The organism is Kineosporiaceae bacterium, from assembly GCA_016713225.1.
Lineage (GTDB): Bacteria > Actinomycetota > Actinomycetes > Actinomycetales > Kineosporiaceae > JADJPO01.
In genome coordinates, this window is the sequence record JADJPO010000003.1 from 939,014 (window position 1) to 962,941 (window position 23,928).

Annotated in this window: 13 protein-coding genes; 2 read left to right on the plus strand and 11 right to left on the minus strand. The window is 71.1% G+C overall.

Features of this window, described 5'->3' with window-relative positions; all coding sequences use genetic code 11:
- Window position 1: 1 nt before the first annotated feature.
- The 6 genes from IPK24_15385 to IPK24_15410 form a co-directional block, all read right to left on the minus strand.
- Window positions 2-5,587 (minus strand): hypothetical protein, encoded by a 5,586-nt coding sequence (locus tag IPK24_15385; GenBank protein ID MBK8076910.1) that lies wholly within the window; start codon window positions 5,585-5,587, stop codon window positions 2-4.
- Window positions 5,584-8,238, minus strand: coding sequence for a hypothetical protein (locus IPK24_15390; GenBank protein MBK8076911.1), 2,655 nt, complete (start codon window positions 8,236-8,238; stop codon window positions 5,584-5,586). Before IPK24_15390 ends, IPK24_15385 begins: the two co-directional genes overlap by 4 nt.
- Window positions 8,235-11,711 (minus strand): hypothetical protein, encoded by a 3,477-nt coding sequence (locus IPK24_15395; protein MBK8076912.1) that lies wholly within the window; start codon window positions 11,709-11,711, stop codon window positions 8,235-8,237. Before IPK24_15395 ends, IPK24_15390 begins: the two co-directional genes overlap by 4 nt.
- Window positions 11,708-12,190, minus strand: a complete 483-nt coding sequence (locus tag IPK24_15400) for a hypothetical protein (protein MBK8076913.1) — start codon at window positions 12,188-12,190, stop codon at window positions 11,708-11,710. The genes IPK24_15395 and IPK24_15400 overlap by 4 nt, the downstream gene beginning before the upstream one ends.
- A 5-nt stretch (window positions 12,191-12,195) precedes the next feature.
- Window positions 12,196-13,983 (minus strand): hypothetical protein, encoded by a 1,788-nt coding sequence (locus IPK24_15405; protein MBK8076914.1) that lies wholly within the window; start codon window positions 13,981-13,983, stop codon window positions 12,196-12,198.
- 471 nt (window positions 13,984-14,454) lie between these two features.
- Window positions 14,455-15,660, minus strand: coding sequence for an acetyl-CoA C-acyltransferase (locus IPK24_15410; protein MBK8076915.1), 1,206 nt, complete (start codon window positions 15,658-15,660; stop codon window positions 14,455-14,457).
- A gap of 495 nt (window positions 15,661-16,155) precedes the next feature.
- Between IPK24_15410 and IPK24_15415 the strand changes: the two genes are divergently transcribed.
- Window positions 16,156-17,652: a cytosine permease gene (locus IPK24_15415; GenBank protein ID MBK8076916.1), complete on the plus strand. Its 1,497-nt coding sequence runs from the start codon at window positions 16,156-16,158 to the stop codon at window positions 17,650-17,652.
- Window positions 17,653-17,754: 102 nt separating this feature from the next.
- Here IPK24_15415 and IPK24_15420 read toward each other — a convergent pair whose 3' ends face one another.
- From IPK24_15420 to IPK24_15430, 3 genes are all read right to left on the minus strand, one after another.
- Complete coding sequence (locus IPK24_15420) at window positions 17,755-18,765, minus strand: agmatine deiminase family protein (GenBank protein ID MBK8076917.1); 1,011 nt, start codon at window positions 18,763-18,765, stop codon at window positions 17,755-17,757.
- A 191-nt stretch (window positions 18,766-18,956) separates the two neighbouring features.
- The gene (locus IPK24_15425; protein MBK8076918.1) at window positions 18,957-19,574 is read right to left on the minus strand and encodes a TetR family transcriptional regulator; all 618 of its coding nucleotides are present in this window, start codon (window positions 19,572-19,574) and stop codon (window positions 18,957-18,959) included.
- 103 nt (window positions 19,575-19,677) lie between these two features.
- Window positions 19,678-20,706 (minus strand): agmatine deiminase family protein, encoded by a 1,029-nt coding sequence (locus IPK24_15430; protein MBK8076919.1) that lies wholly within the window; start codon window positions 20,704-20,706, stop codon window positions 19,678-19,680.
- Window positions 20,707-20,874: 168 nt separating this feature from the next.
- Between IPK24_15430 and IPK24_15435 the strand changes: the two genes are divergently transcribed.
- The gene (locus IPK24_15435) at window positions 20,875-21,354 is read left to right on the plus strand and encodes an MBL fold metallo-hydrolase (protein ID MBK8076920.1); all 480 of its coding nucleotides are present in this window, start codon (window positions 20,875-20,877) and stop codon (window positions 21,352-21,354) included.
- A gap of 24 nt (window positions 21,355-21,378) precedes the next feature.
- Here the strand turns inward: IPK24_15435 and IPK24_15440 are convergent, their stop codons facing one another.
- Together IPK24_15440 and ureA are read right to left on the minus strand one after the other, a co-directional pair.
- A complete protein-coding gene (locus tag IPK24_15440; protein MBK8076921.1) occupies window positions 21,379-23,076 on the minus strand; it encodes an urease subunit alpha in 1,698 nt (565 codons plus the stop codon).
- Window positions 23,073-23,765 (minus strand): urease subunit gamma, encoded by a 693-nt coding sequence (gene ureA, locus IPK24_15445; protein MBK8076922.1) that lies wholly within the window; start codon window positions 23,763-23,765, stop codon window positions 23,073-23,075. Before ureA ends, IPK24_15440 begins: the two co-directional genes overlap by 4 nt.
- Between the last annotated feature and the right edge of the window lie 163 nt (window positions 23,766-23,928).

Below are 23,928 nucleotides of genomic sequence, written 5' to 3' on the forward strand. Positions count from 1 at the left end.
ATCAGCTCCCCAGGTCCGTCGAGACGGTGTCGCCGGCCGGATCGCCGCCGACGTTGTGAGCCAGCAGCAGAGCCGGCAGAAGATGGCCGACGACCGGCACCAGATCCGGATCGACCATCCGTATCCGCGCCAGGTCGGCCGTCTCGAGGACCACGTCGAGTACCGTCGGGTCGTCCCACGGCACGTCCGGGTCAGGATGCACCGCCAGCAGCAGCGCCTGCGGCGCCTCGTTCGAGGGGACGTCGAGGTGCAGCGCGATCGCTGTGTCCTCCGCGTCGTCCGGCACCACCTCGACCCAGGTATCGACCGCGAGCATCGCCCACGGCCCAGGCGTCAGCCGCATGGGCTTGTCGGGTGGCACGGTGTGTCGTGGTGGCGCCCCCAGCCCGGCGATCTCGATCGCCACGCCCCCCGCACGAATCCCCGCCGGCCCGATCGCCGACGCGGGTAGGCCCAACCAGCCCCAGCCATCGTCCGGGTGTTGGACGACGGTCCAGTGACCGCCTGCCCCGCCGGCCGCCTCCGCCAGCAACAGCGCATCCGACAGTCGCCCGCTCGGCTCGCGCGCTCGCGCCACGTCCTCGAACCAATCGCTGACGACGTCGTCGTCCGTGCCGTCGGCCACCGCGGGCGCGGCACTCCCGCTCGGGTCGACGGTGAACAGGGGCAGCGCCCGGAAGCCCGCGCCGAAGATCGCCGCCAGCGCTGCAATCGGGTCCGTGGCCGCGGCGGCCTGAGCAAGCCGTGCTCGGCCCAGCGTGACGGCCTCTCGAGCCTGCCCCGCCAACACCGTCGCGGATTCGATGCTCGAGCCGGCCACATCTGCCGGGCAAACCCCGGGCAGGCCGTGAGCGGCCAACAGTTCGAGTGCATCGCGCACCGTCTCGAGCTCGGCTGCCTCGGGCAGGCCCAACGCGGCAACGGCAACGGACAGGTCGCACGTGGCCGGCAGATCGGCCAGTGACGGCAACTCCTCCTTCTCCGGCACGGCGGCGTAGGTGGTGGGGAACAGCGCCGCGACCGCTGCGCGTCCGGCGTCGTCGAGGGACACGGTGTCCCGGAGTGCGGCCAGCGCAGCAGTCAGGCTCGCTGTGGCCGCGGCTGCCCGGCCGTCGAGTTCACCGGTGTCCACAGCGGGATCGGCACGGGTGCCGGAAGGGCCCAGGTCAGCCGCCGTGCCCTCGCGGCCGGCGGCGACCACGGCCCGCAGCGCCTCGGCAAGGGTCAGCAGGTCGGGGAGCGTCAGCACCGATGCGGGCCAGGTCGGGTCACGGTCGAGAAGAAACTCGGGCACCGCCGTCCGGCCGGCCTTGGGCGGCAGGAGAGCGACGTGACGGCGCAGCCGCGCACCCAGGTCCGTCTGGGCGAGGTCGGCGACGTTGGCCGGGGACGTGGCCAGGACGTCGAGCGGGCACAGGCCGAGGGCAGCCAGCGTGAACTCCTCCTGGTAGCCGGTGGACGCGCCAGTGGACGGATCCCGGTAGCCGACGCGCCAGTGCACCCGGCTCGGGTCGCCCAGCGCGAGCGCGGCCCAGGCGTTCAGCCGGGGTTCGGCGACCGCCCTGACGTGCCGGGCCCGCTGTGCTGCGGTGGCGATCCAGACGCCCAGTGCCGCCGCGGCGAGAGGCTCGCCCGGGTCGGGGGCCACCATCAGCACCCGATGGGTCACCCCGGTCCCGGTCCGAGGCGATCGGACCACCTCTGGTTCCGGTGGCGGCAGCTCGCCTCGGGCCAGCGCGTCCAGGCTGCCGCCGGCGCGCAGGTGGTTGCGCTGCACGGTCTGGTGCACGGCCTCGGCCAGGCCGAGATCGGCGACCGCGTCGGCTCCGTCACGAAGCCGGGCGAGCACCGCCACGGTCGCAGCGTGTTCGCGGGTACCGCGTTGAGGCAGGGCCTGTGACTGCCCGGACGGTGTTGCACCCCAGGTGATCTGGTCAGCATCGGCCAGTTTCAGCAGCTCCAGGCCATCCACCGTCAACAGGCCCGCGGCGGCGCTGGCGGGAGTGCCGGCGGGGTGGGGCGTGAGGACCCCGACGGCCTCGGGCACCAGGTGGCGGAACGCCGGCAGGTACTGAGCCAGGCCGGCCCGCTGCAGCTCGCTCTCGAAACGGTAGCCGAGCACGGCCGCCAGACTCTGGCCCTCACGCACGGCGTCCAACACCTCGAGCCCCAACCGGACCCGGCCGGACGACAGGTCGATGCCGAGGGCTTGCCCGTCATGCGTGAGGTATCCCGACCGTAGGACCCCGGCGGTGACGGCATGTGCAGCGGACGGCGCGTGGACGTATCCGGTGGTCGGCGAGGCCGCCGCTGCGGGCCTCAGGTCGCGGACGTAACCGTACCCCCCCACGTGCACCCCCGACGGCGCCTGCGCTCGAAGTGCGCGCAGCCGATCGGTGGCCACCGCGGTCACCCAGGCGTCGAGCCGGTGCCCGGCCGCGTCGAGGGTCACCGCCGTCAACCGGGTGAGCTCGGCCGCCGTCAGAGCCGCCAGCCGCCGGACAGCGGCCACCGCCTCAGCCGCAGCACGAACCTCGGGAGGCGCAGGCAGCGTGCGAGAGGCCTTGTAGACGACGTCGGCCAGCGGTACTCCCCGCAGGCTGGCCTCCATCAGGTGCCGCCACGAGGTGAGGGTGTGCGGGGTCACCGGATCGCGTTGGGTGAGATCCGCCAGATCGACCAGTTCCGGTTCCGGCAGCGGCGGCGGGTCTGCCGGCACCGGCACCAGGGCCAGGGCGGCGTCCGCGTAGGCCTGCAACAGGCTGTGCCGCACCAGGCGAGCCAGGATCGGGGTGTCCGGCTCGCCCCAGCCACGGTGCAGGTCTGCGGGTGTGGCCTCGGCAAGCTCGGCCATCCAGGGCACCGTGTGATCCGGCTGGTGTGTTTCCGAAGCCACCAGCGGGATCGGCAGGTCGACCGCGGCGGTGGCGAAGCCGCCGGCCCCGAGCATCGGCAGCCGGGGGGCGTTCAGGCCCCATCTCTGCAGGAGTGGCTGGATCGCCGCCCAGGCGGGGGCTCCACCGGTATGCCCCCCCGTGAGGGTGCGCAACGCGTCACGCACCAGCGGGCCGACGAACGGGCGGGCTTGGTAGGCGATCGACACGTCTCCGGCGGTCAGGATGTCGAGCAGGGTACGGCCCGGGGTTCCGTCTGCGGGGTGCACGAAGGCGACCCTTGGCAGCGCCGACCGCCAGGTCTCCATCAGTGCCCGGAGGAGGTTGATGCGCGCTGCCGCACCGTGCAGGCCCAGCTGAGGGGACGACACCGGCAACCACCGGGCGAAGGCCATCGCCACGCCGCGCAGGACCTGCGGCGCCGAGTCTCCGGAGTGGATGGCCGCCTCTCGCCATCGGTCCAGGGTGCCGGCGTCGGTGAAGACGCCGCTCTGGTAAGTCCCCAGCCACCCGCCGCCCGCGAGACCTGAGTAGGAGCCCAGGATCAGCTGGACATCGTCACTCGCCTCCTGGCTCACGCCCACCCCGGCGCCGAACAGGATGGCGTCATCGGCCTTGGGGCCGAACGGCTCCGGGGCGGAGAACCCCTCGACCAGGCCGCCGTCGGGGGTCAGTCCTCGAGCCACCCGGTAGACCAGCGGTGTCGACCCGGCCGCTGCGGGCTGGTCGGCGGGCACGGTCGTGCTGACCACGATCAGGTCGACCCCTCCGCTGCGCGGATTGGTGATCAGCTCGGCCCCGAGGATCCGCTCCGCCGGATCGAAGGAGGCGGTGACGTCCACGGGCGGCGCCCAGCCCCCGCTCACGTGACCGTCGCGGCCCACTCCCCGGCCGAGGTAGAGGCTGACCTGTTGCGGCCCCCCTCGTCCCGGCAGGGCGGCGACGACGACGACATCGGTGCCCCCGGGCCCGTCGGGCCCGTGCACGCGCGCACCGGTGAGGGTGCCGCAGGCGATCCCCACCGACAGCGGTGCGCCCACCGCCTTGGACGCGTCGGGCATCGGCACGGCCACGGCGCCGGCCTTCACCAGGGACGGACCCTTCCTCCCGTCGTCGACCACATCGAACAGCGGGCAGTCGAGGACCGGCGTCCGATTGCCGTCCAGCACCGCGGTACCCGCGTGGGCCACGATCAGCTGCACGTGGCGATCGCCGTCCCGGTCCCGGTAGGCCAGCGACACCGCCGTCGCATTCGCCGGGGTGTCCACGGCGCCGAGCGACGCGCTGAACGAATAGGCCCCCCGGGAGTCCAGCTGGCCGAGCACGGTCAGGTCGGTCCGGCGACGTCGGGTTCCCACCAGGGTGGCGACGACGACGTTGCCGCGATCCTGGTGGGGGCGCCAGCGGGTCATCGCGGTGACCGGCAGCACGCCGTATGGCTGGTCCCCCACCCGCAACGCCGGCAGCGGGCCGCCTGGGCGCACGGTGTCCACCGTCCATCGCCGCCACGGCTCGAGCTGGTCGTCGACCTCGTTGAACCGCAGCATCCGGGTCAGGTAGTACCCCCAACTGCCTGGCCACAGCGCCGCGGCGAGGTCTGCCTGTCCGGCCACTCCGCGCCGGGGCGAGCCGCCCAGGTCGGACAGGGGTGTGAGCGGGATTCCGAGCGCCGCGGCGAGCACGTCGGCGTCCGACCCGTCACCGGCGACCACCCGGGGGCCGGCCTCGGCCAGGCGCAGCTCGGCGACGTCGAGCGGGTCGGTGCTGCCGTGCCCCGAGCGGTTCTCGTCGGTGTTGTTCGTCGGGGTGCCGGGGGCTACCAGGTCGAGCCCGGCGTGGTGACGGTGGCCGGTGAGCACGGCCTCGAGGGCGGCGGCCGAGGCGGCAGGGTCCTCGGTGGCCCGGACGCCGGTGACCACCAGCAGGTCGATCGGGTCCTCGTCGGGCAGAGCCAGCACGATGCCGGTGCCGGCACGCACGGCGGCGTCGAAGTCGACCATCCAGAGCATGCCGTCGTCGGTGGGCTCCCCGGGCCGGGGCTGTGCGGCAGGGTCCGGTCCGGCGGGCAATGGTCGGACGACGAGGGGTCCGTTCGCCCGGGCGAGCACGCTGCCGCCGCGGAGAGCGTGCACCACCCAGCGATCGGGCTGGAGCACGGCTCGGCGTGGTCGCGACCAGCGCGCGGGCTGGGTGAGCACGGCGGGGAACGTCGGGGTGGCACCGGGCGTCCGGGGATTCGTCGGGGTCAGCACGCGGCGTACCCAGGTGGCGCGCAGCCGCCCCACTCGGGTGGTCAGCGCCGTCCACGCGGCGAGCCGGTCGCCGTCCCCCGTGGCGCCGTCGGCGGCCGTCCACGTCGCGGCCCAGTAGGTTCGGCCGGCGTCGATCTCGGTCGGGGTCAGCGGCGCCTCGTGCTCCTCGACGTCCACCTCGGGGTAGACCCGCACCAGCAGTTCCGGGCCGCCGCCGGACCGGCGGTAGCGGGTTTCGATCCGCACGGGCAGCAGCACCAGCGGCACGCGGGCGTCGAGCGTGCCGACGGCCCCGTCGACCGCGGCGTCGAAGGCGGCCTCGGCCAGCTCGGCGGCGGCGATCAGCGCCGGGATCCCGGTCCGGTCGGCCAGCGCGCGGGCGCGGATCGCCCGGGTGCGCAGGGCGAGCAGTCCGTCGTAGCTGGGTCGTGCCGCGGTCATGCCAGGTCCTCCGGGTGCATCAGGTCGCTGGCGTGGATGCAGACCCGGAAGGGGCGCTGCTCGCACCAGGCTGCGAGCTGGGCGCTGCTGGCGCCGCGCCCCCATCCGGGCAGCGTGACCCCGGTCAGGGGAAGGCCGAGGTCGACGTGCCCGGACGGAGTGCGTCCGACCGCGGGCCAGGACAGGTCTGCCGCGCCCCCGACGGGCGGGTCGGCGGCGGTCGCGTCCAGCCCGAGGCGTACCTCGGCCCACGGCTGCTGGAGCACGAAGAACCAGCCCGCACGCCCGGCCGCCGGGTCGGGGTCACCCAGGACGTCGTCGGGCAGGTCGAAGCCCACGTACCGGAGGTCGGGCGGGATCAGCCCGCTGAAGGCGGGGTGGCGCTGCGGGTAGGCGGTGGCGGTCGGGTCGGCCCCGGCGAGCGGATCGACCGGCACCCTGGCCGTGCCGGACCAGGTGGCCCGGGTGGCGTAGACGACGACGCGAGGGTAACGGCGCAAGAGCTCGCCGCGGATCACCAGGACGACGGGCCCCCGGCCGCCGAGCAGGTGGGTGCCCAACTCCCCCGTCCACGTCTGGTCGATGGCCGGCAGGTCGTCCCGCGCCCCGGACAGGGTCGCCGCACGGTCCCAGAACCGGCGCAAGCTGGTGCCCCTCTGGTCGGTCGGATAGCCGCGCCAGAGCAGCTCCCGGCCGAACTCGTGGTTCGCGCCGATCATCAGGCTCTCCACGAAGCGCTGGTTGGCCGGCACCGCAGCCACCCCCTCGGCGGGCAGCCCGTCCAGGCCGGGCAGGACCAGATCCGGTGCGAGCGCCAGCAGGTCGCGGCTCAACGGGGTGTCGATCCGGGGCGCCGCCAGGATCGGGGTGAGCGGGTCCGCCGGCGCCCAGCCGGGTGGTGCGCCGATCCGGGCAGCCATCCGGGCGGTCACTGTCACCTCGGGCCGGGTGGCCGCGCTCAGCACCTCACGCAGGTGCGCCACGGGGAGTCTCGGCCGGGGCCGGGGCGCCTCGCGGGGCGGGCAGGGCGGCATGCCCTTCTGCTGAGCGAGAGCGGCGGTGAGGACGGCGTCCCATTCCTTGGCCGGCATCCCCGGGGGTCGGGCGCGGGCGAGCTGGGCCACGACGGGTGGGGTGAGGGCGCACCACGTGGGGTCGCCAGGCTCCGCTTCGGCGTCGATGGTCACCATGCCGTCGGGCGCGGGCCGAGGTGCCACCACGGGCAGGCCGTCGTTCACCTGGCGCAGCAGCTCGGCGGCGGAGGTGCCGCTGCGCCGGCCGAGGGGGCCGCGGGGGCGGATGGCGCGGCGCAGCGCCGGCGACAGCAGCGCAGCAGGCACCCGGGTGCCGCCGACGTCTGCGGCGACGGTGCGCCCGGTATCCGGGTCGAGCACTCGCGCGTGCAGCGGGCCGGTGGCCTGCAGGTAGGTCTCGTCGTCGAGCCGTGCCAGCGTCTCGTGCAGTACGGTGCCCGCTCGCCTCGCCACCTGGCCCTGGCGCAGCAGCGCGTTCGCCGCCTCCACCTCACCGATCTGCTGCCACGCCGCCGCCATCAACGGCTCCTGGTGCTCGCGCACGAGCCTGGCCCCGACTGCCGCCGCTGCCCGGTAGCGAGGATCCAGGTTCAGCCGCGACAGCCAGGGCCGGGTGGTCGCGTCCAGCCGGCGTTCGAGAGCGTGCCAGCGGCCGTAGAACGGGGGCGGGACCGGCACCCCCAGCAGGGTGCGCACCCCGTCCACGATCTCGGTCATCCGCGTACGGAACGTGCTGTCCGGCAAGGGGTCCGGGCAGCTGCCCAGGGCTCCGGGGAATCGCCAGCCGGGCAGGTTCGGCAGGCCACCGGGCAACCCCGCGACCGTCACGGCCCGGCCGGAGGCGGCGTCCGGGCCGAGCGGCGCCCGATGCAATCGGGTGGCCAACGATTCGAAGTCGCCGTCCGCGCCGGTGCGAAACCGCCACGCGTGGAACGCGGGCAGGGTCGCGGGTTCGGCCAGTGCGCTGTCCCAGGCGGCCGCTGTGGTGGCAGATGCGGGGACCGCCAGCCCGAGGCCGGCCCGGCGTCCGGCCTCGAAGGCCGGCACCACCGCCGCGATGTAGCGGGTGTGCGAGCGCAGCAGACGCGGGCAGACCAGCCGTGAGATCGGTCGTTCAGCCGGCGTGGTCAGGTCGCTCAGCGCCTCGACCTGCGCATGCGCCCAGGCGTGGGATTGGGCCAGATCGGGCAGCTCGGCCCGGGCGTCGCTGACCTGCAGGACGGCGGGGCGGGTGCCGTCGCCGGGCTCGAGGTCGGCTGCGTCCTCCGCCACCACCACGAGCACGATCCAGGGGCGCAACCGATCGCCGTTGGGCGCCGCCGGCGTGAACAGCCAGGGCAGATCGGGGACGGCGAACTCGATGCTGCAGAACAGGTGCGGCTCGGCCTCCTGCGCACCGTCGGCGGGCTCGGTGCGCACGATGGCTCGGGCGTCCAGCGCGGTGACGTCGCCCGGGCCATGGACGTCGACGGTCACTGATCCGGAGTCTTCGGGCGCCGTACCCACGGTGACGCCCACGGGAAGGCTCGCCCGGGAGGGCAGCGGGCCGGACAACGGGTCGGCGCCGGTGACCGCGCCGGCCAGGCCGGTACGCACCCAGGGCAGATAGAGACTCATGCCGGGACCGCCTGGTGCTGTTCGAGGACCTGGACGCCGGGCGTCCCGGCCGCGGCATGCGCCTCGACCCAGCTGCCGTGCACCCCGTCGGATGCCTGCAGGGTGGTGGTGGAGGCGACCACATACGCGGCGGGGTTGACGGTGACCGGAGCGGCCGGCGCCTGGTACCCCGAGGCCCGCTGCGCTGCGGCTGCCGCCGAGCCCGCCCGCAGGATGACCCCGATCCGCGCCGGAACGGTGTGCGTGACCGCCGTGCGCGGCACTGGGTCGGTCGCGTCGATGATGCTGGTTTCGTACACCGCCGACGCGCCGGGCACCGCCGTGCCGTGGGAAGGCATCGGCGTGCCGAGCCCGTCGGACCCGCTGACCAGCTGCTCGAACGCCGGCCGGGACAGCTTCTCGTCGTCGGTCAGCCGGAACAGGTCCCCCGGCGCCCAGGAGTCCCGGACCGGGGTGCCGGTCACCGGGACGCCGCCCATTCGGTAGGTAGCCGTGTAGCTGCGCGGGCCACCCGCCAGCTCGGTGCCGCCGAAGCGCTCGATCGCCAGGCCCAGTGGGAGCACCCGCTGGCGGGTTGCAAGCCGCCCGCGCGGGTGGGCGAGCACGGGTGGAGGGGTGGCGGCGCCGGGTGGGACCGCGGCCGGCGGCTGGTCGGCGATGCTGACCAACGGGTCGCGGTCGGGCGGCAGCGCCGTCCACGCCTCGGGCTCGAGCAGGGCGCGCAGCAGCGCGCCCAGCGGATCGAGCACCGCGAGCGCGGCCTCGACCGGGTCCTCGCCCAAGGTGATGTCGATCGGGATCCGGTGCTTGCCGAAGAACTCGATCTCGGCGTATCCGCTGGCGCGCAAGGGCTGCGGGCCGTACAAGGTGAGCAGCAGCTGTGCCCCGATGAACGGGGTGCCGTTGCGCTTGATGACGATGCCGCCGCCGAGGTCGACGATGAATCGGAAGGGGTGCAGCACGATCAGCGCATCGAACCCCAGGTAGGCGTCGGCGCTGAACAGCCCGAGCAGGCCGGCGTCGAGCTCGGCGTGGGCGTCCAACCGGGCACCGGTCTGGATGCTGTTCGCCGTGGTGGCGAGGTAGCTCTCCAACCGGATCCGTGGGTTGTCCCCGGCGGCGAGAGCGATCGTCATGCGGCGTAGCGCGGGGAAGTCGGGTGGCGGCGTGAAGCGGGGGTTGAATCCACCCACCGAGATGGCGAAGGCCGGGGTGGCGCCCCATCCGATCCGGATCGCCATGTCGCCGTAGACCTCGAAGACCGCGATCCTCGAGTCGTGCAAGGTGGCGTCGATGGACAGCTCACCGCGGCCCAGGTCGAGAATGCCGACGACGTCGAGGTGGAGTTCGACGACCGCCGCCTCCGGCGTCGGCAGCACGACCCCGAGCCGCCCGAGCAGCACGATGCGCACCGGTGCGGGCAGCTCCACGATGATGCCGAGATCGACCACCACGATCTGCGGGCTGCCCCAGCCGATCCGGGCCATCAGCCCGACCGTGAATCGGCCCGGCGCCACCGGGAAGACGCTCTGGACGTCGCTGATCACCTTGTCCGCGCGGGCGACCGGGTCGACCGGGAAAAGGATCGAGTCGAGCACCCCGGTGCGGGCACCGTCACGCAGCGCCGGCAGGTTCATGGTGCGGTTGAGGCCCAGCACACCGCCCAGCCCGGACAGGGTGAAGCCGAACCCGAGCTGGATCGGCGGGAACTCGGCGGTGAGGATCACCACCAGACTGAAACCCTCTGAGCCGTCGGGCATCCGGGTGTCGATCAGGCCGATGGCAGTGACCCGGACGACCCCGGCGATGTCGAGTTCGAGGATGCCGGCGTAGCGGCCGCGAGCAGGGTCGTTTCGCACGAACCCACCGCCGGTGACCGGACCCGCGTCGATCACCAGGCCGACGCCACGTGGCGGCAGGAAGCCTGGGACGACGTCCAGCGGGCCCAGGTTGCCGCCTGCCTCGGGGAAGGTGGTCCGCGCGGTGAGGCCGAGCCGCTCGACGGTGGCGGTCAGCGGGCCGAGCGTGAGGGTGAGCGTCGCGCCGGCGTCCAGCAGGAGTCCGTCGGGGCCAGCGGAGAGAGCGAGGCTGACCACGTCGATCGTGAGCAGGCCCAACAGACTGACGTGCAGCGGGAAGTCCGCCTCGAGGGAGGCGGCGCCGGAGAAGTAGACACCGCGCCGGTTCGACCAGCCGAGCCCGAGATCGAACTCGAACCGGATCCCGTCGGGCGGCAGCACGGCGGCGAGGAAGCCGTCCCCCTCCCCCGGGGCGAGCACGAACCGCGCCTTCTCGACCGCCCCCTCGATCTCCAGATGCAGCTCGGGTGCGTCGCTGCGCCCGAACCGTCCCCGGATGGTGGCGGTCAGGCCCTCGACCGTGAGCTTGGCCGTGTCGGCGCCGAAGGAGATCGCCGGCGCACCGGCCTGCGGTGGCAGCTTGCGGTAGGTGAGTTCGAGGGTGACGCCGCCCGCCGGACCGTGAACCACCGGCGGGCCGGTCGCCGGGAAGAACGCGCTGAAGGCGCCACCGGACAGCGCGAACTCGAAGCGTGACCCGGGCAGTTCGGCGGTCGCGCTCAGGCTGCCCTCCGGAGAGAGCAGGAACCCGGGCCCGGCGTCGCCGGTACGGCTGGTGCCGCCCTGGTGCACCAGGTCGACGACGAGGGCCAGCAGGCTGGTGACCGGCTCCCCACCGGCCGGGAAGGACGGCAGGGACAACAGCAGCGTCGCCCGGCGCCGGGCCTCGATGTCGTCCGCGGTCGGGGCCACTGGCTCGACGGCGCCGGTGCCGACCACCCCGCTTCCGCCGGCCATCGTCACCAGGCGGAGCAACGGGTCGAACACGTCTCGGGTGACCTGCTCCGCGGTGGCCTGATCGACGAGGCGTTGGGCGCCCAGACGGGTGCGCAGGTGGGCCACCGGGTCGGCGAGCAGGTCGCCGATCGCCTCGAACGCCAAGCGGGGCTGCAGAACCGGTGCCCGGGCGAGCAGAGGAAGGTCTCCGCCGGTGGTCACGACCTCGAGCGGGCGATCGTCGATCAGGCCGAGAAGGCTGAGAATCTCGTACACCACAGGCCAGCGGCCGAGGTACAGCAGGCTGAGATGCTGGAGCAGGTCCACCGACAGTGTCTCGACGACGTCCGCGATCGCCTGCGGGTCCGCTGCTCCGGCGGCGGCCGAGAACTGCTCCGCGAAGTCGAACAGGGCGTCGGCGCCGGCCGCGAGCGCACCGACAGTGGCGACGAGGGACTCCAGGGACTCGAAGGAGATCTCATCCCGCAACGCCTCGACGGCGGCCGTCAAAGCCTGAACCGCGGTGGCCAGCTCCTCGAGATCGATCCCGGGCGCCGACCAGCCCATCTGGTTCAGCAACGCCACGAGTGTGCGATGGTCCCGGGTGGCGCCCGACAGCGGCGACAGCACGTCCACGGCGACGTCGACAACTCGCTCGAGGGCGTTGGACTCGGTCATCGCACCGGCTCCGGGCGGTCGGCGAGCGTCGGCGGATCCAGGCGGACCTTGTGCTCCGTGTAGGCCAACGCCCCGTCAGGGCCGACATCGGTCACGTAGTGGAGTCGGTGAATCACTTCGGTGACCCCCGCCGCCGACGTCCGAATCGTCACCAGCCCGACGTTGGGTTCACCGACGACCACCTTGTGCGCCTGCTTCGTCACGTGCAAGAGACCGATCGGGCGGGCTCGAGGATCGAGGGCGATTGCGTCGGTCAGGCGCTTCTCCGGCGAGCGTTCGTCGAAGGCGAAGGTGGTGCGATAGCGCCAGTCTCGGGTGTCGTTGCGGTCGGCCAGGGCGACGACCCGCCGGCTCGCCGTGGGCAGCCGCCAGGTGTGCAGCGGGATGATCGCGGGTGTCTCCAGCAGTTCGAAGAGCACCGCCCGATCCAGCAGATTGCGCTCGATCGGGTTGAGCGGTGTCCTGACCGCCGCTCCCAAGGCACTCAGAAGCTCCCTACGGGTATCAGTCGGCAACGGGGTGCCGATCCCGAGCCAACTCTCGCCACGGCGACGAACCAGACCCGCCCCTGGATGGCCCTGGTCTTCATCTCGGCGTTCTTCGCTGCGCTGGAACACAGTTGCACGATCCGGGCCGGCGCCAGTCCGCTCGCCCCGAAGTACTCCGTCTGGTTGGTGTAGCCGTAGTGCACATCGCCGGAGAGCACCACGACCCGACCGAACTCCGCCAGCCGCCGCAGGATCGATTGGTAGGTGAAGCGGTTGACGCCCCAGGATTCGTTGTCCGCCGCCCGGCCGCCACGGATCGGGTCGACCGCCTTGACCGACTTGTACATCTGCAGCCGCGGCTGGAGTTCCCTCTCGACGAACGGATGACCCAGGACCGGGGCCGGAGCGACCACGATGCGCAGAATGGTGTCCGTGGGCACGTTGGGCCGGTACGCGGACAACTGCCGATCGAGCTCGGCCTCGGTGATCAGACCTGCCGACAGGGGGCCCACCGAGGCATAGTCCCGCCAGGTGCGGCTGTCCAACGCGATCACCAGGTGCCCCACGGCCGGGAGCGTCCAGTCCCACTTCATTCGCCTCGCGACGTTGGCGGGCAGCCCATGGTCCGCGGACAGCCCGAGTTCCACGTCGACCACGGTCGGGTCTCTGTGAATGGGTGGGTCGCCCGCGGGCACCGGGAGGGTCACGGCGTCCAGCAGCGCCAGCGGAGTGCCGGACTGGAAGCGAGCGGGATCGTTGCCCCAGGCCTGGAACACGGCGAAGGCCAGCAACCCATTGCGCACGATCCGCTTGAGCGGAGGGTTGGAGCGGGAGTCCTCTGCCCAGAGCCCGTCGAGGTTCCAGTCGTCGCTGATCTCATGATCGTCGAACATCATCATCGTGGGGACGTTGGCGAGCACGCGGCGCACTCGTCGCAGTGTTCCCACGAACGAGAGCAGCTCCTTGCGCTGCTTGCGCTCCTCGTGTGCCAACCAGAACTCGACCGGTGCGGTCCCGACGGTGGCGCTGCCATTCGCTGCCCGGGGCCACACCTCGTCCGACCAGCACATGATGTACATGGCGGCGAACTCGGCGAAGAACATCAGGTGATTCATGCCTTCGTCGCTGGAGAGTTTGGACTCGGTGTCCAGAAACCCCTTTCGCCGTGTCCCCGGGGCTACCTCGGCCGCGGTCATGACCACGGTGGAGGCACCGGATCCACGGGGGAACTGCTCCTGCGAGGCGGCCGCGCAGAACGCACCGCCGGCCTCCTGCAGGGTGGCGAGCATGGTGAGCGCGACATCGTCAGCGTAGATCTGGTCACCGGTCAACAGGAGCTGGTGCGGCCTCGCTCGCCGTCGGTCGGCCTCCGTCGGGCCATTGTGAGCGAGCACCAGGAGACGGTCGATCATCGTCAGCGCATCCGGGCCACCGCCGTGCGGCTTACGGCACGAGCTGTGCACCAGATTCAGTGCTGCGACAGGCGGCGGAAGCATGAAAGCGGGCAGTCGGTCGGTCTCGAACCCGAGTGGCGTGCTGCCGGTGAGCAGGTCGGCCTGTCCGGCCAGGGTCTCGGTGATCCCGGTGGCCACCCGGGTCATCCGTAGGTCGTACTCGTAGAGGGTGTCAGCGCTGAGGGGCGCGGCCGAGGTCGTCAGATGACACAGGACCACGTGCAAGGCCTTGCCCAGGCTCCTGGTCCGCACCGGGGTAGACGTGAGGTCGCGGCCGGGCGGCGTCCGCAACCGCACCACGAGCTGGACATCGCACGGCTCCTTCGTCACGGCGAAGACAGCCACCTCAGTCGAGGTGACTCGCCGAAGAATCGGGCCGCAGATCAGCAGGGGCCATTCGTCAAACGGTCGCGTCAGCGCCATGGCACCCCCGAAGATCGGCTTGCGCAATGCTAGAGCGGGCCACTGGACAAGACCAGACCTCACCGCGAGCAGCGCCAAGTTCCGAACAGTCTGGTAGTGCTTCTTTTCCGCCGCCACAGAGCGGGCAGATTCGCACGTCGTCCGAGGTTTCGACGCCACCGTCGCGTACCCGGCTCGTCCAGTCTCGCTGCATCCGGTTGGCTGCCACGGCTCACGCGGAACTGAGCGTCACGACGACCGTGCAATGCGTCTGCGGAAGCACCACGGGTCCCTGGCACGTCGACCTGGCCGTCACAGCCGTCAAGGTCGACGTCCTCCACGACATCGGCTGACGCCACCCGGCCAGCCGGCGCGAGCGCGAGCCCCGGCGGAGACGTGTCAGCGCACGGGGACCCGGATGATCAGTGCCTCGCCCTGCCCACCGCCGCCGCAGAGTGCCGCCGCGCCCACGCCACCGCCGCGCCGGGCGAGCTCGAGCGCCAGATGGAGGCTGATCCGGGCACCGGAGACCCCGATCGGATGCCCGATCGCGATCGCACCACCATTGACGTTGACCTTGTCCGGATCGAGACCGAGCTTGCGGGTGGACGCCAGCGCGACGACTGCGAATGCCTCGTTGATCTCGACCAGGTCGAGGTCGGTCGGGGTGATCCCTTCCTTGGCGCAGGCGGCCGCGATGGCGTTGGCCGGTTGGTGCTGCAGCGAGGAATCCGGTCCGGCGACCACACCGTGCGCTCCGATCTCAGCGATCCAGGTCAGCCCGCGCCGCCGTGCCTCGTCCCGCTCCATGACGACGACCGCACAGGCCCCGTCGCCGCTCTGGGAAGCCGAACCCGACGTGATCGTGCCGTCCTTGCGGTACGCCGGGTGTAGCAGCGCCAGCGACTCCACGGTGATGTCGCCGCGAGGGCCCTCGTCTGCCGAGATCACCACCGGCTCGCCTGAACCGTCGCGAAGGCTCACTGGGACGATCTCCGCATCGAAGAGCCCGTTCTTCGAGGCCTGCGTCGCCAACACGTGGGATCGCGCCGAGAAGGCGTCCTGCTCGGCGCGGCTGAAGAAGCGATCGCCCGTATTGGACGCCTCGGTGAGGCTGCCCATGCCCTGGTCCGTGAGGAAGTCCCAGAGCCCGTCACGAACCAGGTGGTCCCGCATCGTGACCGCCCCTGGCTTGGCCCCGTCGCGCGACGTCACGAGCAGGCGCGGCGCTCGGCTCATCGACTCCTGGCCGCCGGCCACCATGACGTCGAACGCCCCGGCCCGGATCAGCTGGTCGGCCAGAACAATCGCATCGATGCCGGACAGGCACACCTTGTTGATCGTCAGCGCCGGGACGTCGAGCGGGACACCCGCGCCCAACGCCGCCTGACGCGCTGGGTTCTGCCCTGCCCCGGCGGTCAGCACCTGTCCCATGATCACATATTGGACGTCGGCCGGCGCCACCCCGGCCCTGGCCAGCGCCCCGGCGATCGCCACCCCGCCAAGATCGGCCCCCGACAGCTCCTTCAGTGCCCCCGTCACGCGACCCACCGCTGTCCGAGCACCCGCCACGATCACGGCCGAACGGTCGCTGATGACGGCCATGACGCACCCTCCGGCGACGAGCAGGTCGTGGACGACAACCCTCACGGGCAGCCGTTGCGCAGGCAGGACTCTCTGATCCCCAGATCCTACGGTCAGCGAGCGGCTTAGACCCACGAGCCCTTAGCCAAGACAGGCCAGGCACATCGCATGACCTTCTCACGCTTCGCAGGTCACCCTGTTGATCATGGTTTCCACCTGCACGGACATGGCCGCGATGACAGGACCTTTGCCCCACGGCTCCCAGGCCCCCACGTAGCCCACGTCCACACGCGCCTGCCGACGGGATCAGCGGGTGCCCGAACCGTGATCCAGCAGATCTCGATCATTGCTCGACCACCCCGCCATACCCGGCGCCGGGAGTACGCGGCACCGGTCACGCCATCGAAGCCTGCGCCCTTCGGTCCACTCGCACACCCACCGTCTCCCAACTTTTTTGGTTCTCGTCAAAGATTTCTGCCGGGAGCATTGCCATCCTTAACTACTGACGTTAGTTTCATGCCTAACGTCGTTCGTTTTAGGGGAGAGGTGAGCGTATTGTCCGAGCACAGAGTGGATGAAGCCCCGCATGCCGAGCCGCGGCAGCCGCCGGGGATCGAGCTGCACTCGATCGACTGGGTGCCGAGCGGTGAGCGGCACGGCAAGGTGTCCCACCTGGGGGCGATCTGGTTCGTCGGGAACATCAATCTCACGGCGATGGCCCTGGGGGTTGCTGCGCTCAGCGTCGGCGCCGGGCTGATGTGGACGGTGATCGCCACCCTGATCGGCTCGCTGTTCGGGACCTTCTTCATGGCCTTCCACTCGGCGCAGGGCCCGCAGTTGGGGCTTCCTCAACTCGTGCAGTCCCGTCCGCAGTTCGGCTACGTCGGCTCGGCCGTGACGGTGTGGATCTTCGCGTTGATCAGCTACGTCATGGTGAACACCTCCGATGCGATCCTGTCCGGCGACGCGGCCAACACTCTGTTCGGCATCAAGACCGAGGTGGGCTACTTCCTCTCCGCCGGCCTGGCGGCGCTGGTCGCGCTGTACGGCTACCACTGGATCCACAAGATCAACCGCTGGCTGACGTGGCCGCTACTCGCGGTCATGGTGGTGCTCACGGTCGCCGCGGTGCGCGATCCGCAGCTGCCGCCGGGAGCATTCTCGCTGGGTGCGTTCCCGACAGCAGCGTTCATGACGGTGTTCGTGATCGTGGCCGGATTCCAGATCGGCTGGGCGCCCTACGTCTCGGACTACTCCCGGTACTTGCCCGCAAACGTCGGCGTCAAGTCGACTTTCTGGTGGACCTACCTGCCCAGCGGCGTGTCGGCGTTCTGGGTGTTCTCGCTGGGTTCGGTGATGTCGACGGCCGGCGGGCCGGACGCCACCCCCGTGCAGGCGTTCAAGGGGGCCGGGGAGCGGCTGTTCGGAAGCTTCGGCTCGGTCGCGGTCCTTGCTCTGCTGCTGGGGTTGCTGTCGGTGATGGCGATCAACCAGTACGGCGGGATGATGACGATGATCTCGATCCGTGACTCGTTCAAGCCGGTGACGCCTGGCCGGCGGATCCGGGCGATCGGGATCGGGATCATGTTCGTGATCGTGTGGGCGACCGCCCAGTTCGTCGGGGTGGAGCGGTTCAACGCCTTCTTCAACAACGGATTGATCCTGCTGGCCTATCTGCTGACACCGTGGACGTCGATCAACCTGGTCGACTACTTCTTCGTTCGCAAGGGCGGCTACGTGATCAGGGAGATCTTCAATCCCCAGGGGATCTACGGCCGTTGGGGTTGGCGCGGCCAGGCCGCCTACGGGCTCGCGCTGTTGTCGATGTTGCCGTTCATGGTCTCCGCGCCCTACACCGGCTTCGCCGCTCACTTCCTGAACGAGATCGACATCACGATGTTCGTCGGGCTACCCGTGGCCGGCTTCGCCTACCTGTACTTCTGCCGCAGCCTCGACCTGGCGACCGAGCAGCGGCTGGTTGACGAGGAGGGGATCCTGCCTGCCGCGCACTGAGGCGCGTGTGTGTCGGCCGTCGTCCGGGGCGGTCCTCGCGCGGCCGGAAGGGGTGGTCGGGGAACCCCGACCACCCTTCCGCGTTCCGGGCTGCTCGTCCTGCTACTGGTTCCCAGTGACCGGCTGTTGTTGGGTAGCGCAGTGGATGCCGCCACCACCGGCAGCGATCGGGTCGATGTCGAGTTGCACGACCTCGCGCCCACGGAAGAGCCGTTCGAGCACGTCGCGGGCCCGTGCATCGGCTGCCCGGTCCCCGAACTGGGGGGCGATCACGGCGCCGTTGCACACGTAGTAGTTCATGTACGTGGCAAGGAAGTCCTCGTCGTGGCGGCGCCCGGCCGTCGGCGGTGTCATCTCCACCAAGGTGTAAGGCTGCCCGGCGCTCGTGCGGGCGCGTCCGACCTGCTCCCGGGTCCGCGCGGCGACCGCGGCCCACGGGTCCCCCGGGTCGACGGCGGACGCCGGCGCATCGATCACAATGGTCGACTCCGCCGCGAACCGGGCGAGGGTGTCGATATGTCCATCGGTGATGTCCTGGCCCGCCAGACCCTCGACCCAGATCATCCGGTCCGCACCCAGCAGCGAGAGCAACGCTGCTTCGATGTCCTCCCGGCTGCGCCCGGGGTTTCGGTTGGGGTTGACCCACGAGGACTCCGCCGCCATCACCGTCCCATGCCCGTCGACCTCCAGACCTCCGCCTTCCCCGACGAGTCCCGATTCGATCAGCTCGACGCCCAGGTGGTCGGCAACGATGCCGGCGAGGGCAACATCACCGTTGTGAATCTGTTTCTTGCCCCATCCGTTGAACCTGACCCGACCGGCGCCCAGGCGCCATGAACCGTCGGCGGACGTGCGGATCAAGAAGTTGGGCAGAGTGTCTCGCGCCCAGAGGTCGTCGACCGGCGCCGGCACGAGCGTGACGCCCTCGAGGAGACCGCGCAGCCGGTCGGTCTCCTCGGGCCGGGCCAGCATCGTCACCGGCTCGAAGTCCCCGATGACCCGTGCGATCGAGACGATGGCGTCCTGCACGTCGACCAGGTCTGGCCCCCAGATCCGGCGGTTGGACGGCCAGCACATCCACGTGCGTTCGTGTTCGGTCTCCTCAGCCGGCATCCACCACCCCCCTGTTGGCGAGCCATCCGTCGTCGGCTTGCGGCCAGAGGTTGCGGTCGGCCCCGGTGTCGCCTGCCCGGTGCCCTGCCCTTCTCTCTCCGGCGATGGGACGCAGGCCGACACGCCCAATGCCGTGGCGGGAAGGCCGAGGAGCACACTCCGCCGCCCGATCCCTCGAGGTCCTCGGGCGGTCAGGACCGATCACCGGCGTCAACGCTCGGCTGCAGATGGAGCCGAGCCGCGGCGCGGCAGGTCCGCAGCAGCTGGGTCCGGGTCAGGCTCGGCGATCCGAGGGTGAGCTGGATCGAGAGACCGTCGATGACGGCCGACAGCGTGAGGGCGACGGCTTCGGGGTCATCGGCCTCGAAGGCCCCGCTGTCGCAGCCGTAGCGGATGACATCGGCCAGGATGGCGCGCCAGACGGCGTCCAGTTCGTCGTGCACCCGGGCGATGTCGGGGTCATTGGCGGCGGTCAACCAGACCTGGAACCACAGGATCCAGCCGGGGTCCCTCGGGCCGTTGGCCGCCGACAGACTGATCAGTCGGTCGAGCCGCTTCCACGGGTCACGGATGGTGCCGATCTCCTGGATCACCTGCGCGGTCAGGCTCTCCTCGCTCAACCGGATGGCCCGCATCAACAGGTCGTTCTTGGACGGGAAGTAGTAGGTCACATGTCCGGGGGTCATCCCCGCCCGTGCGGCGACATCGGAGAGCCGCACCTTGCTCAGGCCGAGCTCGGCGATGGCCTGTGCCGCGGCCCCGACAACCAGGTCCTCACGGGACTGGCCCTTGGCGCGGCGCCTGGTCACTGCACCGACCCCTTTCACGATCACCGGTTCGCTCACCATAGCCGGGGACGCCAGCCGTCTCGACGTCTGTGCCACCTCGACGTCGAGACGTCAGTGCCGTCCGTCAGGCGGGAACGATCGCGCCCGCGGGGATCTGCTGGGTGACGCAATGCGGCCCTCCGCCTCCATAGGCCAACGTGTTCCCCGGCACCCCGACCACCTGCCGGCCAGGGTAGACGCCGCGCAGGAACTCCAGGACGGGCTCGTCGGTGGCCGCCCCACCGATGGGGACGACAACTGCACCGTTGGCCAGGTAGTGGTTGGCATAGGAGACGGCCGCCTCGGGGCCTGGGTCGAGGTGGCGGACCGTGATGGCTCGCCCCTGAGCGTCGAGGGCCTTGCCCAGGACGGCGAGGTTGCGCTGCCCTCCGGCGTAGTCCGGCGACGCTGGGTCGGTCGGCGCTTCGAGCAAGAGCTGCCCCGGGGCAACGTACTGGGCCACTCCGTCGATGTGCCCGTCGGTGCCCGCCGGGCCCACGTCGAGGCTGTGCCCGACCGGGAGCCACACGATGGTCGTGACCCCCAGATAGTCACGAAGCCCCTGCTCGACCTGCTCGCGAGTCAGGCCCGGGTTCCGGTTCGGGTTGAGCAGGCACTGTTCGGTCGTGGCCAGCGTCCCCTCGCCGTCGACGAGGAACGCGCCGCCCTCCAGGACGAACGGTGCGGAGAACAGCCGCATCCCGAGATGGGCGGCGATCCGCACCGGCAGCAGCGCGTCGTCCCCGTGTGGGTGCCACCGACCGCCCCAGGCGTTGAACCCGAACCGTACGGCAGCGACCTGACCCGCGGCGTCCGTGACGAAGACCGGGCCACTGTCTCGCGCCCAGGAATCGTCGATCGGCAGCTCGATCGCCTCGACCGCGGCGCCACATACGTCTTTGACCTCGGCCGCCGAGCCCGGCGTGCAGACCATCAGCACCGGCTCGAAGTCCCCGATCGCTCGTGCGACGGCCGCGTAATCGCGTTTGGCCGCATCGAACCTGTCCCGCCACAACTCGCGTCGGGTCGGCCAGGCCATCAGGCACCCGGCGTGCTCGGACCACTCGGCCGGCATCGAGAACCCTGCCGCGGTAGGCGTGATCTCGTCGTCCATCACGACCTTGCCTCCTCTTGCACTCGTTGTCCACGCGCACGTATCTTGGCTGGCAACCAAGATTTGCGCAACAGGGAGGAAGCGCCCGTGGCAACCGTGAACGTCCTGTTCGTCGGCTACGCCTCAGACCGAGTGGCCGGCACCGTCAGCTGCGTCCGTGACGGGGACATGGTTGCGATCGTGGACCCGGGGATGGTTCCGCATCGGTCGGCGATCCTGGATCCCCTTCAGGCGCTGGGTCTGGAGCCCGAACAGGTCACCGACGTCATCCTCAGCCACCACCACCCCGACCACACCATGAACGTCGCGCTGTTCGAGAACGCTCGTGTCCACGACATCTGGGCGATCTACCAGCGCGACACCTGGATCGAGCGACCGGCGGACGGCGCTCACCTCTCACCCGCCGTCCGGCTGCTCGCCACCCCAGGGCACACCGCCCAGGACCTCACCACACTGGTCGACACGGACCTCGGCACGGTGGCCCTGACCCACCTGTGGTGGGATGCGACCTCGCTGTCCGATCCCCTCGCCGAGGACCTCGACGCCCTTCACGCCGGCCGTGAGCGCGTGCTCGAGATTGCCTCACTGGTCGTGCCCGGGCACGGAGCACCATTCACGCCGGCAGACCTGACCGGTCCCGGCCGGTGAAGCCGCACGCGCGCCGATCCCCCATCACAGCAGGTAGAGCCGGGTCAGCGGTGACCTCGCGGCGGCCTCCACGTCGAGGAGTCGCCCGTCCAGGGTGACTGCGGCGGTTCGGTGGTCGACCGCGACGCTGCCGGTCCGGTTGTTGTGGACCATGTCGGCCAGGCCGATCCCGCGGCAGCCGCGGACCGGGACACGACGACGCCGGGTCGGCAGCCGGTCCTCCCCCGCATCCACACATGTGCCGCTGACGAACGCGACGCTGAGGTCGGCGGGCGCCGCGCCATGTCCGCCGAACTGTGGGCCGTAGACCATCGGCTCGGCGGAGTCGATGCTGGCGTTGGGGTCACCCGTCAGACCCCAGGCGGGGAAGCCGGCCTTGAGCACCAGCACCGGCTTGACCCCGAACTGCGCCGGGTCCCACAGCACGATGTCCGCCAGCAGGCCGGGGGCGATGCTGCCGACCTCGTGCGACAGACCGTGGGCGATCGCCGGGTTCACCGTCAGCTTGGCGAGGTAGCGCAGCACCCGGGCGTTGTCGTCGCCGACCGGCGAGACCAGCTCGTCGGCCTCATCATCGCCTCGCCGGCGCTGCTTCATCAGGCCGGCGGTGGCGAACGTGCGGGCGACCGTCTCCCCGGCGCGGCCCATCCCCTGCGCATCCGAGGACATGATCGGGATGACGCCCAGGTCGTGAAGAACATCCTCGGCCGCCATCGTCGAGGACCGGATCCGCTCGTGCGCCATCGCCAGGTCGCTGGGCAGGTCGGTCTTCAACGCGTGCACCGACACGATCATCGCGAGGTGCTCGTCGACGGCGTCCCGCCCGTACGGCATGGTCGGATTGGTCGAGGACCCGATCACATTCGGCACCCCGGCCAGGGTGAGCACGTCCGGCGAGTGACCGCCGCCGCACCCCTCGACGTGAAAGGCGTGGATGGTCCGACCGTCGAGCACCGCCAGGGTGTCCCGGGCGAACATGGACTCGTTCAGCCCGTCGGTGTGCACGGCGACCTGCACGTCGTGCTCCTCGGCGACCCGCAGCGCGGTGTCCAGGGCCCGCGGATGGGCACCGATGTCCTCGTGCACCTTGAAGCCGCAGACCCCGCCGTGCCGGAGTGCTTCGATCATCGGTTCCGGCCGCGAGGACGAGCCGCGGCCCAGGAACCCGATATTGACCGGCCACGCGTCGAAGGCGGCCCAGCCGCGGTGTAACCCGTACCGGTCGTTCACCCCGACCCCCCACACGGAGGCATACTCCTGCCCGAGGATCGTCGTCACCCCCGACGACAGCGCCGCCTCCATGATCCGAGGCGACATCAGATGCACATGGGTGTCGATCGCCCCTGCGGTTGCGATCAGGCCCTCACCGCTGACCACGGCCGTCCCGGTCCCGACCACCACCTCGACCCCGTCCAGGGTGTCCGGGTTGCCGGCGCGGCCGATCGCGACGATCCGTCCTTCCCGGATGCCGATCGAGGCCTTCCGAACGCCCAGCAGGGGGTCGAGGATGACCACGTTCGAGACCACCAGGTCGCACGTCTCCCGCAGGCTGAGCGCCGCCAGATGCATCCCGTCACGGGCCGACTTGCCGAACCCGAGCAGGAACTCCTCCCCGCGCAATTGGGAGTCAGCCTCCACCCGGACCACGAGCCCGGTGTCGCCCAGCGCGACCCGGTCGCCCACCGTCGGCCCGTGCACTGCCGCGTACTCGTCCTCGTTCACGACGCCACCTCAGAACCCAGGTAACCCATCGACCGGGCGCGATCCAGCGCCCGATCCAGGCCCCCCGGAGCGTCCAGCGGACCGTCCACGAGCCCGGCGAACCCGACGGCGACGCGCCTGCCGCCGATCGGGACCAGACCCACCTCGACGTCGACGCCCGGGTCGAAGCGCACCGACGACCCAGCCGGCACATGCAGGTGCCGGCCGTAGGCCGCCGCCCGGTCGAACCGCAGCCGCGGGTTCGACTCGAAGAAATGCCAGTGCGACGTGATACTCACTGCGACGTCCGCAGTGTTGTGCACGACCACCGTCACGAGATCTGCGGGCAGCTGCTCCACCACCGAAGCGGTGACCACCGCACCCGGCGCCGACGCGCCCAACGAGCCACCCCCGACCGGATCTGGCACCACCGCCAACCGCGTCCCGTCATCGAAGACCGCCTCCACCCGCACCTCCCTGACAATGTCAGCCACCCCGGGCAACACGTCGTCCGGGCCAAGGACAGCGCGTCCGGCCTCCACCGCAGCGGCAAGCCTGGCGCCGTCGCGCGCCGCCTCGAGCACGGCGTCGCAGACCAGAGCGATCGTCTCCGGAACGTTCAGCTGAAGCCCTCGGGCAAAGCGCGTCCGGGCCAGCTGCGCCGCGGTGAAGATCAGCAGGCGGTCCCGTTCCTGCGGTGTCAGCCGCATCACAACCTCCAAGATCGACCAATAGGGCAACTCGAAGCCACGACCGCACTCCCTCCGACACGTGCCTTGCGGGTGCCCTCAGCGACGCAGCACCTCTCCTCAAACTAACGGCGTTAGTGCGCTAAACTAACGCAGGTAGTTACCGTGGACAAGCCCTACGTGG

Excerpts from the sequence above, each read along its gene's own strand:
- IPK24_15430 (MBK8076919.1), bottom strand. The coding sequence starts at position 20,706 with ATGGACGACGAGATCACGCCTACCGCGGCAGGGTTCTCGATGCCGGCC.
- IPK24_15385 (MBK8076910.1), bottom strand. The coding sequence starts at position 5,587 with ATGACCGCGGCACGACCCAGCTACGACGGACTGCTCGCCCTGCGCACC.
- ureA (MBK8076922.1), bottom strand. The coding sequence starts at position 23,765 with ATGCGGCTGACACCGCAGGAACGGGACCGCCTGCTGATCTTCACCGCG.
- IPK24_15410 (MBK8076915.1), bottom strand. The coding sequence starts at position 15,660 with ATGGCCGTCATCAGCGACCGTTCGGCCGTGATCGTGGCGGGTGCTCGG.
- IPK24_15415 (MBK8076916.1), top strand. The coding sequence starts at position 16,156 with ATGCCTAACGTCGTTCGTTTTAGGGGAGAGGTGAGCGTATTGTCCGAG.
- IPK24_15390 (MBK8076911.1), bottom strand. The coding sequence starts at position 8,238 with ATGAGTCTCTATCTGCCCTGGGTGCGTACCGGCCTGGCCGGCGCGGTC.
- IPK24_15395 (MBK8076912.1), bottom strand. The coding sequence starts at position 11,711 with ATGACCGAGTCCAACGCCCTCGAGCGAGTTGTCGACGTCGCCGTGGAC.
- IPK24_15435 (MBK8076920.1), top strand. The coding sequence starts at position 20,875 with ATGGTTGCGATCGTGGACCCGGGGATGGTTCCGCATCGGTCGGCGATC.
- IPK24_15420 (MBK8076917.1), bottom strand. The coding sequence starts at position 18,765 with ATGCCGGCTGAGGAGACCGAACACGAACGCACGTGGATGTGCTGGCCG.